Origin of the sequence: Nocardia uniformis NBRC 13702, from assembly GCF_001613345.1 — a bacterium.
Classification (GTDB): Bacteria; Actinomycetota; Actinomycetes; order Mycobacteriales; family Mycobacteriaceae; genus Nocardia; species Nocardia uniformis.
In genome coordinates, this window is record NZ_BDCE01000034.1 from 61927 (window position 1) to 76714 (window position 14788).

General features: G+C 67.8%; 6 protein-coding genes. 2 read left to right on the forward strand and 4 right to left on the reverse strand.

Annotation, left to right across the window (positions count from 1 at the left end; genetic code table 11):
* Positions 1 to 363 precede the first annotated feature (363 nt).
* The 3 genes from NU1_RS43130 to NU1_RS09770 all read right to left on the reverse strand — a co-directional run bounded on the left by NU1_RS43130 (position 364) and on the right by NU1_RS09770 (position 11980).
* Positions 364 to 9831 carry a non-ribosomal peptide synthetase gene (locus NU1_RS43130; protein WP_245720035.1) on the reverse strand — a complete coding sequence of 3156 codons (9468 nt, stop codon included), beginning with the start codon at positions 9829 to 9831 and terminating at the stop codon, positions 364 to 366.
* A gap of 257 nt (positions 9832 to 10088) precedes the next feature.
* Entirely contained in the window at positions 10089 to 11069 is a 981-nt protein-coding gene (locus NU1_RS09765) for a helix-turn-helix transcriptional regulator (RefSeq protein ID WP_067519626.1), read from the reverse strand.
* 56 nt (positions 11070 to 11125) lie between these two features.
* Entirely contained in the window at positions 11126 to 11980 is an 855-nt protein-coding gene (locus tag NU1_RS09770) for a M23 family metallopeptidase (RefSeq protein WP_245720036.1), read from the reverse strand.
* A gap of 174 nt (positions 11981 to 12154) precedes the next feature.
* Between NU1_RS09770 and NU1_RS09775 the strand changes: the two genes are divergently transcribed.
* On the forward strand, positions 12155 to 13198 hold the full coding sequence (locus NU1_RS09775) for an NAD(P)H-dependent flavin oxidoreductase (RefSeq protein ID WP_067519561.1): 1044 nt from the start codon (positions 12155 to 12157) through the stop codon (positions 13196 to 13198).
* Positions 13199 to 13256: 58 nt separating this feature from the next.
* On the forward strand, positions 13257 to 13649 hold the full coding sequence (locus tag NU1_RS09780; RefSeq protein ID WP_067519563.1) for an SCO5389 family protein: 393 nt from the start codon (positions 13257 to 13259) through the stop codon (positions 13647 to 13649).
* A 302-nt stretch (positions 13650 to 13951) separates the two neighbouring features.
* On the opposite strand, the gene NU1_RS09785 is transcribed toward NU1_RS09780, so the two are convergent.
* The gene (locus NU1_RS09785) at positions 13952 to 14740 is read right to left on the reverse strand and encodes a helix-turn-helix domain-containing protein (RefSeq protein WP_067519564.1); all 789 of its coding nucleotides are present in this window, start codon (positions 14738 to 14740) and stop codon (positions 13952 to 13954) included.
* Positions 14741 to 14788 lie beyond the last annotated feature (48 nt).

Genomic DNA, 14788 nt, shown 5'->3' on the forward strand with positions numbered 1-14788 from the left:
CGATTGCCCGACCCATCAACTCGCCTCATCCTTGCCGTCTACGTATGTGCTGCGCCGGGGCGCACATCCTGCTTCATCGGCCATGCGCGCGCCGACCGTTACCTGACCCTGGTTATCCCGGCTTTTCCGCGACCGCACCTGTTACGAGCCTGACATACGGCCGCCGGTCTTCGGTCCGGCGGCCACCCGACCCGAATGGCCCGGCGGGTATCCCACTCGTCATCCCGGCGTGCTTTCGGCCGGAATCCACACCTCTCCATACAAGTGTGGATTCCGGCCAAAAGCATGCCGGAATGACGGGGAGAACGCCATCCCGCAGCGCCGGGGAACGCCGGGTTCGCACGCCACGGCCCGCGGCATGCCTCAGTCGGCCCGGTCGAGTGGTACGACCGTGGTCAGCCACGGAAGGCGCTGAGCCGCTTCGACGTCCGACCGGTCGTCCACGATGACGGCCGCCAGATCCTCGAGCGGTTCCCCATCGAGATGGTCCAGGCCCGACCGGTCGGTGAACAGGTGGGTCACCCATTCCTCGGCCAGTACCTCGGTGAGCGTGCCGGGCGCGACCCCCGAGACCACGACCGATGCGCCATTGACACCGGCCGCGAGGGTCTCGACCACGGCCGACGGTGTGTCCGCCCGGCCGTGCCGCAGGGTGCGGGATTCGAAGGTCAATTCGGTGCGGCCGCTGACCCTGTTGACCACCTCCGCCAGTTCGTCGTAGGTCAGTGCCCGGGTGCCGTTCACGAAGGCGGTATCGGCGCCGTGCAGGGCTCGGGTCCGGTTGGCGTAGGTGACCGGGCGCGGTGAGGCGGCCGCGATCTCCGCGGCCAGCGTCGGATCGGCCAGGACCAGCCAATCCACGCCGTTCGCGGCCGAATCCGTGCCGACCGTCAACCCGACCTTGACCACCAGATCGGCGGGCAGCGGTGCGTCGGTGGACAGCACCGGCACCAGTGCGGCACCGGACTTGAGTACCGCCCAGGTGGCCACGACCGCGTCGATACCGCGATCGAGGCGCAGTGCGACACCCGTACCCGGACCGGAACCACGACTGATGAGCACCCGCGCCAGACGCGAGGAACGCGCATCGAGTTCCTGGTAGGACACGGCATCCTCACCCCACACCAGGGCCGGACCGTCGGGATCGTCTTCCACGGCCGCGGTCAGCGACTGTGGCAGCGCGGTGCCGCGGGTGACGGTGGCCGAGTCGGCGACCGGCGCCACGGGCTGCGGACGCAGCGCGGGAGCGACACCGAATTCGAGGGCCCCGACCCGCTGGCGCGAATCGGCGGCCACCGCCGCGAGCACCTTCTGCAAGCGCTCACCGAAGGTCCGAATGGTGCCTTCGTCGAAAATGTCCGAGGCGTAGGTGAGCGCACCCGCGAGTTCGCCGACCGGGCCGTCCTCCCACTGCCGCGGGTCGATGGTCACCTGCAGATCGAACTTGGCCGAGATCGCGCCGGTATCCAGACCGGCGACCGTCAGCCCCGGCAGCGCGAGTTCCGGCCGCTCGGTGTTCTGGAACGACAGCACCACCTGGAAGAGCTGATCCGGTGCGTTCGACTGGGTGACGACCTCGACCACCCGCTCGAATGGGATATCGGCATTGCCGTAGGCGGCCAGATCGGTTTCGCGGGCCTTGTCGACCAGATCGTCGAAGGTGGCGGCCGAGTCGACGGCGGTGCGCAGTGCCAGGGTATTGACGAACATGCCGACCACATCGTCGAGCACCCGCTCACCACGTCCGGCAATGGGCGTGCCGATGGTGACATCGCCGCTGCCGGACAGCCGCGACAGCAGTACGGCCAGCGCGGCGTGAATGACCATGAACAGCGAGGCATTGTGCTCGCGGGCAATACGCTGCAGACCGTTGTGTACCTCGGCGGGCACCGTGAAGGTCGTTGCGCCGCCCTGCATTGTCGCGGTGGCCGGACGCGGCCGGTCCAGCGGCAGTTCGAGGGCTCCGGCGGCTCCGGCGAGCTGATCGCGCCAGTACGCCAATTGACCGGCGGCCACCGAATTCTCGTCACTGTCGACACCGATGACCTCGCGCTGCCAGATGGCGAAGTCCGCGTACTGCACCGCGAGCGGTGTCCACGCGGGCGAATCACCCTGGCAGCGAGCCACATACGCGGTCATGAGGTCGCGAGCCAGGGGCGGCAGCGACGCACCGTCACCGGCAATGTGGTGCACCACGACCACCAGGTAGTGCTCGGCGCTGGTATCGCCGTCACTGCACAGCAGGGCCCGCACGGGAACCTCGGTGGTGACATCGAACCCGTTGGAAAGCACCTCGGTCATCCGGTGCAGTGCGTTGGCCATCGGCTCCACGGTGAGTCCACCCGGCACCGCCTCGACGACCGACGCGATCTCCTGGTACGGCAGCCCCCCGGGGCCGTCGACCGGGTAGCGGGTGCGCAGCGCCTCATGGCGTTCGAGCACGTCCGCCACGGCCTGACGCAGGGCGAAGATGTCGAGATTTCCCGAAAGCCGCAGTGCCAGTGGGATGTTGTAGGCGGGCGACTCGGGGTCCATCTGGTTGATGACCCACATGCGCTGCTGGGCGAGCGAGAGCGGCACCCGGGCGGGGCGTTCCATCCGGACCAGCGGCGGCCGATTCTCGGCGGCACCGGTCACGACCTTGGCGGCCAGGGCGGCGACCGAGGACGCCTCGAACAGTTCGCGTACCGCGAGATTCGCGTCGAGAGCCTCATTGATGCGGGCCACCGCGCGGGTGGCGAGCAGCGAGTTACCGCCGAGGGCGAAGAAATCGTCGTCCAGACCGACTTCGGCCGCACCGAGCAGGGCGGCGAATTCGGTGGCTACCACACGTTCGATCTCGGTGCGCGGCTCCCGGAATTCGGCGGAGCTGATGACTTCCGGTGCGGGCAGGGCCTTTCGGTCCAGCTTGCCGTTCGGGGTGAGCGGCAACGTCTCGAGCGCCACGATGGCGTCGGGAACCATGTACGCGGTGAGGAATTCGCCCAGCGCGGCCTTGGCCTCGGCCGAGTCGAGAGCGGTATCGCCTTCGGGCACCACATAACCGACGAGCTGATCGACACCATTGTCGGTGCGCACCAGCACCACGGCCTGGCTCACGCCGGGCAGTCGCAGCAGCGCCGATTCGATCTCGCCGAGTTCGATACGGAAACCGCGCAACTGGACCTGCTGGTCGCTGCGGCCCGCGTATTCGAGATTGGCCTCGCCGCCGAATCCGGCCCAGCGGCCGATGTCACCGGCGCGGTACATGCGCGAACCGGGCGCACCGTAGGGGTTGGCCACGAAACGTGTTGCGGTCAAACCGGGTCGGCCCAGGTAGCCGCGTGACAGCTGCGCGCCGTCCACATAGATCTCACCCGCGACGCCCACCGGGGCGGGGTTGAGCCGCTGGTCGAGCACCCGCGCACCCAGGCCCGGCAGGGCCCGGCCGATAATGCTGCTCGGCTGCTCCGCCAGATCCTCATCGAGGGCCAGGAAGGAGACGTGCACCGTGGTCTCGGTGATGCCATACATATTCACCAGCGTCGGCGCAGCAGTATTCTTCCCGCCTTCCCGTCCCCCGCCACCATGGCGTTCGTACCAGCGGCGCAGCTGCCGCAAATCCAGTGCCTCACCGCCGAATACGACATAGCGCAGGGCATAGTCACCGGACTGCGCGCCCGCGGCGCGGTCGGCCTCGGCCAGCTGGTAGAAGGCGGACGGGGTCTGGTTGAGCACCGTGACCCGTTCGCGAATCAGCAACTCGCGGAACTGTTCCGGCGATCGCGAGGTGAGATGGTCGACCACCACGACCGCACCGCCGTTGGCGAGCGCGCACCACAGCTCCCACACCGAGAAGTCGAAGGCGAAGGAGTGGAACAGTGTCCACACATCGTTCTCGTCGAATTCGAAGTGCGCCTGGGTATTCGCGAACAGTTCCACCACATTGCGGTGAGCCACGCCGACGCCCTTGGGCACGCCGGTGGAGCCGGAGGTGTAGATGACGTAGGCGAGGTGATCGGCGCGCAGCGGAGCCCGGCGGTCGGCATCGGTGACGGGTGCGTCGGAGAAGCCTGGCACCCCGTCGAGCAGGACCACCGGAATGTCGCCGGTGGGCACCGAGTCTCGCTCCTCGGTGGTGGTGAGAACGCAGGCCGGGCTCGAGTCGCCCAGCATGAATTCCAGCCGCTGCGCCGGGTAGGCGGTATCGATGGGCAGATAGCCCGCACCCGAGATGAGTACCGCGAGCAGGGCTACCGGCAGTTCCTCGGTGCGCGGAACCGCGACCGCGACAAGGGCTTCCGGTCCGGCACCGTAAGCAATGAGCGCCCGGGCCACGGTATTGGCGCGGCGCAGCAGCTGATCGAAGGTCAGCGTGGTGTCGCCGTAGCGGATGGCTGTGGCGTCGGGGTGCTGTGCGGCCTGGGCGGTAATGAGGTCGACCAGGGTCACATCGGGCACCGGCACGCCGGGCGAATTCCACTCGTGCAGCACCAGCTCGCGCTCACCGGGCGCGTACACATCGATATCGCCCACAATGGCGGCGGTATCGGCGGCCACGGCGCTGAGAATCCGGCCGAGGCGATCGGCGAAGTCGAGCACCGTCGCCGGATCGAACAGATCGGTGGCGTAGGTGAAGGTCAGACGCACGCCCTGATCGTCGGCGCGCTCGGTGACATCCAATTGCAGATCGACCAGTGCTGTCTGTTCGATCTGCCCCGCGCCCGCGGCGGTGAGCAGCACCTGGAACGGCGGGTGTCCGGCCGCCGACCGCACCACGTCGAGGACGTCGGCCAACGGCTCGGACGGTCCACCGGCGCGCTCGACGGTTTCGGCATCGGTGCGGGTGAGGGTGTCGAGTAGATCGGCGAACGCGATACCCGGGTCGATTTCGGTGCGCAGCACATAGGCGTTGGCGGCGGAATCGGTTCGCACCTCACCGAATTCGGGCAGTAGTGCACCCATGGTGATATCGCGGGTGCCACCCGAGAGCCGGGACAGCAGTACCGCGAAGGCCGCGTGGACGACCGTCAGCACGGTCGAACCATGCTGGCGGGCGAGCCGATCCAGGGCCGCGTGCACGTCGGCCGGAATATCGAAGCGCAGCTCGCCGCCACGGCGGGACGGCGTCGCCGGGCGGGTGCGATCGGCGGGCAGTTCCAGCTGGCCGGGCAGCGCTCCCGCGTGCCACCAGTTCGGCTGCGCGACAACGGCGTACGGCGCGGCGGCCACGAAGCGGCCGATAATCATGCGCAGCAGATCCGCGAGGGTCCGAGCAACGGGATCGCCGATGGTGTCGCGGCGGTGCCACACCTTGAACCGCAGGCACGCACCGGATTCCACGACCACGGTCACCGGGTAGTGGGTGAAGGTCACCGACTTCACACCGGCGACCTCCAGGCCGTCGATGGAGCCGCCGGCGGCCTTCAGACCATCGGCGTCGATCGGATAGGACTCGTAGGCGACCAGCGAGTCGAATACCCCGCCGGTACCCGCGGCGCTCTGGATATCGGCGAGCCCGAGGTAGTGGTGCTCGAGCAGGCCCGCCTGCTCGGACTGCACCTTGGTCAGCAGGTCCCGCACGCTCCATTCGGCGTCGAACCGCACCCGCACCGGGATGGTGTTGACGAACAGGCCGATCATGTCGTCCACGCCGTCCAACTGCGGCGGGCGACCGGAGACGACCGCACCGAAGACGACGTCCTCGCGGTCGGTGAGGGTGGCGAGCACCAGCGCCCACGCCGCCTGTACGACGGTATTGACGGTGACCTCGGATTCGGCCGCGAAGGCCGTCACGGCGGCGGTCTCGGCCTCGGAGAATTCGAATTCGATTTCGCCGTAGCCGGTTTCCCGGGTATCGGGGCGCTCCAGCACGGTGGTGATGGTGGTGGGCTGCGCACCCGCGAGGGTGCCGCGCCACTTCTCCAGCGTCGCGTCGCGATCCTGCCGCGACAGCCAGGCCAGGTAGTCGCGGTACGGCCGCACCGGCGGCAGCGGCGACAAATCACCGTGCGTCGCATAGAGGACCAGCAGATCCTTCATGAGCAGCGGCAGCGACCAGCCGTCGAAGAGCAGGTGGTGGGTGGTCAGCACGAAGTGGATACGACCGGCTGTATCCGATGCGGCGCCCGCGCCGGTCGTGCGGTACACCGTGAATCGCATGAGCGGCGCGACGGCCGGTTCGAAACGGGTGCGCTGATCCTCGGCCAGCAAATCCGGAATATCTTCGTCGGCAACCCCTTCGACGACGCTCCACGGCGCTTCGAGGGAATCCACCACGATCTGTACCGGCGTGCCGTCGGCGGCGGTCACGAAGGCGGCGCGCAGTCCGTCATGGCGATCCAGAATGGCCTGGGACGCCCGCCGCAACCGGTCGAGATCGACCGTGCCCGAGAGCTCCAGCGCGAACTGGGTGACGTAGTCGTCGGCCGCGCCCCGGGTGAGCTGGGTGTGGAAGAGCAGGCCCGCGCCCAGCGGCGAGAGCGGCAGCACATCCGACAGCCCGGGGTACTCGGCGCGCCAGGAATCGAGTTCGGTCTGCGCGACCCGTACCAGCGGCACATCGGACGGAGTCAGGCCGCCCGCCGCCGGATCCTGCACGTGGCGGGCCGCGGCGGTGAGGGCGTTGACCCAGTCGTCGGCCAGTTCCCGCACGGCCGCCTCATCGAGGATTTCGGCGGCGTACTGCACCGATACCGACATGCGGGGACGACCGTCCTCGCCATCGGTGACAATGGCATTGAGATCGACCACCATGCCCGCGGGCATCGACCGATCCTGATCGACCGCCAGCTCACCGAGGACCTCGGTCGGCAGCCATGCGGCGTCGGCCATCCCCTCGGGAACCTCGTTCGCGGAGACCCGACCGAGGTAGTTGAAACCGATCTGCGCCAGCCGTCCGTCGAGCTGCGGTGCGATATCGGCATTGAGGTGGCGCAGCAGCCCGAAGCCGATGCCCTTGTCGGGCACGGCAATCAGCTGTTCCTTCACGGTGCGCAATACGGCGGCGGTGACCGAACCACCCTCGAGCGCCGCGGCGGTGTCGATGCCGGACAGGTCGAGCGCGATCGGGTACACGCTGGTGAACCAGCCGATGGTGCGGGTGATGTCGGCACCGGGGACGGCGCTCTCCTCACGGCCATGGCCCTCCATGCGCACCCGGGTCACCGGGGCGTCGATGCCACGCCGCGAACGCCAGGAGCGCACGGCGAGCGCCAGCGCGGCCAGCAGACCGTCATTGACGCCGCCGCGGTAGAGCGCCGGAACCTCGGTCAGCACGGTCTCGGTGATATCCGAGGGCAGCTGCACGGTGAAGCGCTTCACCGTCGCGAAAGTGTCGATGGCGGAATCGAGTTCGCGCGCACCGAGCAGCGGATCGGCGGTGGCGAGCACCTCGCGCCAGTGGTCGATCTCGGCGAGACGGTCCGCGCCGGTAGCGGCCTCGGCCAGCCCGTGCGCCCAGCGGCGGAACGAAGTGCCGATGGCGGGCAGGGTAACCCGCTGTCCGGCTGCCCGCTGCACCCAGGCCGCGACCAGATCGGCGATGAGTATGCGCCAGGAGACACCGTCGATGACGAAGTGATGCGCGGCGACCAGCAGCACATCCTTCGCATCGGGACGACGCAGCCAGGTGAAGGCGAGCATGCGTCCGGCACTCGGATCCAGCGCGTCGAGCGTGGAATCCATTGCGGCACTGCCGATGCGGGCGAGTTCCTCACCCTCGGCACCAGCCGCGACGCGAACCTCGGCAATGAAAGCGTCCGTGTCCAGAGCGCCCGCGTCCGGCACCTCGAGCTGGAATCGCCCGTCCGCCTGGACAAGTCGGGCTCGCAGGATGTCGTGGTGTGTCAGTACCTCGGTGAAGGTTTCGGCGATGGCGGCCCGATCGATATCGTCGGGCAGCGCCAACACCATGCTCTGCGAGAACCGGTTGAATACCCCGTCTTCGAGGTAATCGGCCAGTACCGGAGTCAGCGGAATCTCGCCGACCCCGCCGCCGGGCAATTCCTCCAGTGCCGCAACCACATTGCCGTCGCCGACCACCGCGACCCTGGCCAGCCCGGCCACGGTGCGCTGTTCGAAGACATCCTGCGGCGTGAACGCGATGCCCGCCTGACGCGCCCGCGACACCAGCTGGATGGAGAGAATCGAATCGCCGCCGACGGCGAAGAACGAATCGTCGGCACCGACGGAGTCCATGCGCAGCAGTTGGCCGAACAGTTCGGCGATCTTCTCTTCGACCGGGCCCGACGGCGCGCGGGTGGCGGTGGTCTCGAAGACCGGTTCCGGCAGTGCGTCGCGATCGAGTTTGCCGTTCGGGGTGAGCGGCAGGTGGTCGAGGACCACGATGGCCGACGGCACCATATGCGCCGGCAGGCTGCGTCCGACGTAGTCGCTCAGGGCGGCCGGATCGGCGGCACGGCCGGGCTTGGCCATGACGTACGCGACCAGCGCGGTGGCGCCCGACGGCAGCGTCTTGCCCATGGTCACCGCGAAGTCGACGTCTTCGTGCGCGGTCAGGGCATTGTCGATCTCGCCGAGTTCGATACGCAGACCGCGAATCTTGACCTGGAAGTCGGAGCGGCCCAGGTATTCGATAACGCCGTCCTCGCGACGCCGCACCAGGTCACCGGTGCGGTACAGCCGCGCGCCCGGATTGCCGGTATCGGCACCGAAGGGGCTGGCCACGAAGCGTTCCGAGGTCAGACCCGGGCGGGCCAGATAGCCCTGCGCCAGTGCCGGACCCGACAGGTACAGCTCACCGGTGACGCCCGCGGGCACCGGCCGCAGCCGGGTATCCAGCACGAACGCGCCCACCCCCGCGACCGCCGGGCCGATGGTGATCGGCTCGCCGGGCACCATGGCCGCGGTGCTGGTGGCCAGAATCGTGGCCTCGGTCGGACCGTAGCCGTTATAGAAGGAGCGGTCCTCGATGGCCCAGCGCGCGACCAGTTCGGGCCCGAACTTATCGCCCGCCACCACTACGACCTGCAGCTCGTCGAGACCGGTCGGATCGACCGATTCCAACGCGGCGGGGGTGATGAGCATGTGCGAGACGCGTTCGCGGCGCAGCAGTTCGGCGAGTTCGTCACCGCCGAACACCTTCGGCGGCGAAACCACCAGGGTCGCGCCGGTGGAGAAGGTGAGCAGCAGTTCGAGCACCGAGACGTCGAAGTTCGGCGAGCAGACGTGCAGCACCCGCGAATCCCCGGTCACGTCATAGTGTTCGCGCTCGGCCGCCACCAGGCCCGCGAGACCGGTGTGGGTGACCACGACGCCCTTGGGGCGGCCGGTGGAGCCCGAGGTGTAGATGACGTAGGCCGGATGCTGCTCGGTGAGCGGACGCACCCGGTCGGCGTAGGAGATGGGGTGTCCGGGTCGGGCGGCGATGCGCTCGGCACGGACCGGATCGTCGAGTTCGATCCAGTAGACGGTGGTACCCAGGGCCGAGCGATGCGCCGAGGTGGTCAGGCCGTATTCCGCGCCCGAATCCGACAGCAGGTATTCGATGCGCTCCGGCGGGTAGCTCGGATCGATGGGCACATAGGCCGCGCCGGTCTTGGCGACCGCCCAGACCGACAGCACGGATTCGATGGACCGGGCAATACCGATGGCCACCACATCGCCGGGACCGACACCCCGGTCGATGAGTTCCCGGGCCACCTTCGAGGAGGCTTCGTCGAGTTCGCGGTAGGTGAGTTCGCGAGCATCGGATGCGGCACCGGTCGGATTGAACCGAATGGCCACCGAATCGGGCGCGGATTCGACCCCGGCGGTCAGCAACTGGGCGAACAGCGGGCTGCCCGACCGGCGGCGACGGCTACCACGTGCGGAACGTCGGGCAGTATCCATTCGAGCTAGTTCACCTCTCGCGTTCATCAGGTCCGCACGGCCGAAGCGAATTGGGCCCCCGCCCAGACGGTCACGAGCCTTCCGTCCGCGAGCCTGCGGTCCGAGCAATCCTATATGGGGGAATCGGTGCGGCGGAGACCGCCCGAGCTCCCTCTACCCATCGGTACGAGGGTGTGCAGGTGTTGCAGGGTTCACTCGATGCAGTGACATACACCACAGGTCAGGCTAGCGCGGCGCTGTGCGCCGACACCATCGGGTCAGAGCCATCCTCTTCGGGTGGCCTGCACCCCGGCCTGGAACCTCGTACTCGCACCGAGCCGTTCGAGCAGGCTCGCGGTCCGACGCACGACCGTGCGGCGCGACAGGCCCAATCGGCGGGCAATGGTGTCATCGGTCGCGCCCAGGCTCATGAGGGTGAGGATGGCGCGATCGCGCTCGTCGAGGGCCTCGGCGGGGTTCACCGAAATCGGCGTCGCCATGGACCACAGCACGTCGAAGGATTTCACCAGCAGATCGAGAATGGGCGAGGCGCCGACGCGCAAACCCATGGGGTCGCCGCGTCTTTCGTCGGTGTGCAGCACCAGGACCGCGCGCCGATTGTCGGCGATAATGAGCTTCAGCGGCGGGTCCGGCAGCGTACGGGCCTGGGCCCCGGCCGCATTCGTGGCCAGCACGTGCCGCAGCCGCTCCGGATCCTGATAGATGGTCTCCTGGTACAGCGTTCGGTAATCGATCCCCGCGGCCAGGCGCGCGGATTTGAGTTCGAACAGCCGCTCCTCGGTCTCCATATCGGAGAGGAATGGGCCGCGCTCGACCACCTTCACCTGCGATTGCGCGGTGTGCTGCAGATCCTCGAAATCGGCGAGCAACTGTCGGCGCTCGTACACCGCGACCACCGAACCGTCGGAATCGGTGGATCTGCGCACCGAGCGGAAGGTCTCGCCCAGGCGCGCGGCGGCGGCCTGCATGCGCTGGGTGTCGTGGTGGCGGCGGCGGGATTCGGCTTCCGACAGGGCTTCGGGCGCATGCGCGTCCCAGCGCACGATGCCGTCCTGATCGGTCAGGTGGACGGCCGCTTGAATATGGAACAGCGCTTCCAGCGCGGCTTCGGTCACGCGCGGCGGAGCGCCCAGTCGAGCCGCGAGGTCGGTCAGGGTCGATCGGGGGTGCTGTACCAGTGCCGCGTAGGCGCGGCCCGGCAGCGTGGTCGGGTCGAACAGTTCATCCAAGGTCGTCACCGCACCCACGGGGACGCGTCGGTCCGGAAACCGTCCCGTCACGGGCGCGGAACGATCTACAGGCCCGGGCCCCACTGCTGCTGCATGACGACGCCCTTGCTGGCCATCCAGGGCAGCGGATCCATCTTGTTACCCGCCGCATCCCAGATCTCCAGATGCAGGTGCGGGCCGGTGGACTGGCCGCGGTTACCGACGGTGGCGATGACGTCGCCCGCGTTCACGCGCTGGCCTTCGTGGACGAGCATGTCGTTGACGTGGCCGTAGACCGCGGTGGTGCCGTCATCCTGTGCCACGCGGACCCAGAGACCGAAGCCCTGAGCCGGACCGGCCTCGATCACGGTGCCGCTCAGCACGGAGTGAATGGGAGCGCCGAGAGTGTCGGCGAAGTCGACGCCGTAGTGCATGGCGCCCCAGCGGCTGCCGAAACCGGAGCTGATCGTGCCGGCGACCGGACGCGCGGCCGCGGGCGGAGCGAATTGCTGCTGGAGGCTCTTGAGGGTCTGCTCGGCCTGGGCCAGCGGACCGGAGATCTCGGGGGGCAGGTTGGTCAGGCCGAACGGGGCGGGCTGACCGGCGACCTCGGCGGCTTCCGCGACGGGAGCCGACGCCTCGACCGGGGCGGGAGCGGCGATCGCGGTGGCCTGCTTGACTGCCTCATCGACGGCCGTGGCGGCGTCGGCGGTGTGCTTGTCGTTATTGGCGGGCACCGGCGCGGCATTGGCCAGCGTGGGCACCAGCTGTGCGGCACTGCCGATCAGGGCACCGGCGGCGACCGCGGCGCTGGCGGCGACCTTCACGCGGTCGGCGGTGCTGGGCTCGGCACGGTGCCGGGAAACCCGAACGCCCCCAGCGTTCTCACCCAGCAGGTCCATTACGGATACGGAGTTCGAGTTCTCTCGGTGCTGAGGCAAAGCTAGTCCTAGCGCTCGGGGTGGTTCCGGTAACGATTCGGCATCGCTGTGACGGAAACTGTACTCCGTCGTGACCATTCCGCAACCTTCTCGGGCGGAAATATGGGTAACCGGGAGGGTCGTGGTGGCCGAACCCGACTCGAGATCATCGTCCGACGGGGGCAAACTAGGGGCATGGTCCTCGATGAGCTTCGTACCCCGATCGTGCTGGCGCCCATGGCGGGCGGACCCTCCACCCCTGACCTCGCGGCGGCCGTTTCCCAGGCCGGCGGTCTGGGATTTCTCGCGGCCGGATATCTGTCGGCCGCCGATACCGCCGAGCGAATTGCCCGCACGCGCACGCTGACCGAAGCACCGTTCGGGGTGAATCTGTTCGCTCCGGCCGCACCGACACCCACCGACGACTACGCCGGGTACCTCGCCGAGCTGAGTCGTGACTTTCCGGTCGGGGAACCACGATTCGATACCGACGATTGGGACGCCAAACTCGACATGCTCGTCGGCGAGCGGGTGCGTGTGGTGTCGTGCACCTTCGGCTGCCCGTCGGTCGCCGAGATCGCGCGGCTGCACGAGGCCGGGAGTGAGGTCTGGGTGACCGTCACCTCCGTGGCCGAGGCACGCCGCGCGATCGAGGCGGGCGCGGATGTCTTGATCGCGCAGGGCGCGGAGGCGGGCGGGCATCGCGGATCCTTCATGGATCGTCCCGAGGACGACGTCACCGATCCGCTGAGCCTGTTCGCACTGCTGCAGTTGCTGGTAGCGAATGTGAATGTTCCGATCGTCGCGGCGGGCGCGATCGCCACCGGCCCGGGGGTGGCCGCCGCGCTGAGCGCCGGGGCCGCGGCCGCACAACTCGGCACCGCCTTCCTGCGTTGTCCGGAGGCCGGGACCGCACCGCTGCTGCGCGACGCCATCACGATGGACACCCCGACCATGCTGACCCGCGCCTTCACCGGGCGGCGGGCCCGCGGCCTGCGCAATCGGTTCCTGCTCGACCATCCGGACGCACCGGCCGCCTACCCCGAAATCCATTACGCCACCGGACCGTTGCGCGCGGCCGCGCGGGCGGAGGGTAATGCCGACGCGGTGAACCTGTGGGCGGGGCAGACACACACCCTGGCCGCCGAGCTATCGGCCGGTGACCTGGTACGACAGCTTTCCGAAGATGCGAAAGCCGCTCTGAAGAAAGCACTTTCGCATCGAATCCAGGGTTGTTGACAATGTTTTTCGTTTAGACTCGGCTGACATCATTCCGCCATCCCATGAGGAGAGCGCCATGTCACTCGACGTACCCACCGCATTGCTCGAACGTGCCGAACGCGGTGAAGTAAGCGACGCCGAGTTCGTTGAATGCGTTCGCACTTCCCTGCCCTACGCCTACGAGGTAGTGGAGCGCGTCGCCGCCGATCTGCGCTCCGGCGCAGACGAATACGCCGACAACCTCATCGCACCTCCGGATGAGAAGGCACGTGGCCAACTGCTGCGCGCCATGGCTTCCGACGCTATTCGTGGTGGCCTGGAACGGCATTTCGGCATCAAGCTCGCCTTCCAGAACTGCCACCGGGTAGCGGCGTTCCCGCTCTCCTCGGTCGGCGGCGAAACCTACAGCACCTTCATCTCCACCCGCGCGCAGCTGCTCAACCAGAATCCAGAGTTGCGTAACTGCTGATAGCACCTCGAATTCGGCGCGACCAGGGATCCCGGTCGCGCCGAGTTCGCCGCCCTCCTGGCATCCCTCATCCCCGGACCGACGCCCCCGCCCGCGATTCCCGGGCACCCTCACCCCTCGAAAGCCTGCGCGGGAACCGCCGACGGCGGCCCGCCATTAAGCGGTGGTGTCCCCCCTTCGGACACCACCAGCCCTCAGACCTTCCGATTTCGGGCCTGCTCAGGTCAAGATGATCTAGACACACAATTTGGGTGTCACCCAGACTGTATGTTCCGAAAGCGCCTGCTACCAGGGCAGACGAGTCAGGATCGCGCGCCGCCGGCGCGCGGTGTCAGCAGGTAGATCTCGTAGTCGCACCACGGATGGGTGGACTGCAGCGACCGCATGCGCCAGTGCCCCTCCGTACCTTGCGAATCCACCATGATCACGTGATCGTCGTCGAACTCCGTGGGCTGCATCGGGGTGTTCCACATGAATTCGAATCGTGGATGCCGCTTACACGCCTCGTAGATCGCGGCGACCTCCTCGGCGCGTACGACACCGGTCGACATTTCCTTGAGTAGGTAGGTGAGCCGGTGGACGATGGGCTCCCAGTTGCGCAGGATCTGCTCTGCTCGGGGATCGTTGAACATCTGCACGATCACATTGAGCGGTCGATCACCGGTCGCCAGCGCGGGATCGAGCCACGGACACGTCTCGACAGCCACCCGGTTCGCCGCCAGGATGTCGTACTGCGGTACCCGGTGCAGGAACGCCGGGTAGGGCAGGGAATCGATGAACTCGATGTCGTCATCGGTAATGGCCTCCGGCGACCCGACGGCGAGCGGCATGAGTTCGCCCATCACGATCGACATCACCTTGCGCCGCTTCTCATACGACAGATCCAGCGCATCACACCAATCGCGAATCCCCCGCACCGTCGGCGTGCGTTCATCGTTCTCATGCTTCTGGTAGGCGGATTTCGACATGAACAAGCGGTCCGCGATCTGCTGCTGAGTGAGCGTCAGCCGGACGCGCTGATGTCGCATATAGCCGCCGATGGTCGGCTGAACCTGCTCATTGGGCTTGGTATCGGACGGTACCGCTCGCAATATTCCTCCTCGGCCACGGGGACTGAGCGAAATCCTCGCACCACCTAT

Coding starts and splice junctions, on each gene's coding strand:
- NU1_RS43130 (WP_245720035.1), bottom strand. CDS start 9,831: ATGGATACTGCCCGACGTTCCGCACGTGGTAGCCGTCGCCGCCGGTCG.
- NU1_RS09775 (WP_067519561.1), top strand. CDS start 12,155: ATGGTCCTCGATGAGCTTCGTACCCCGATCGTGCTGGCGCCCATGGCG.
- NU1_RS09780 (WP_067519563.1), top strand. CDS start 13,257: ATGTCACTCGACGTACCCACCGCATTGCTCGAACGTGCCGAACGCGGT.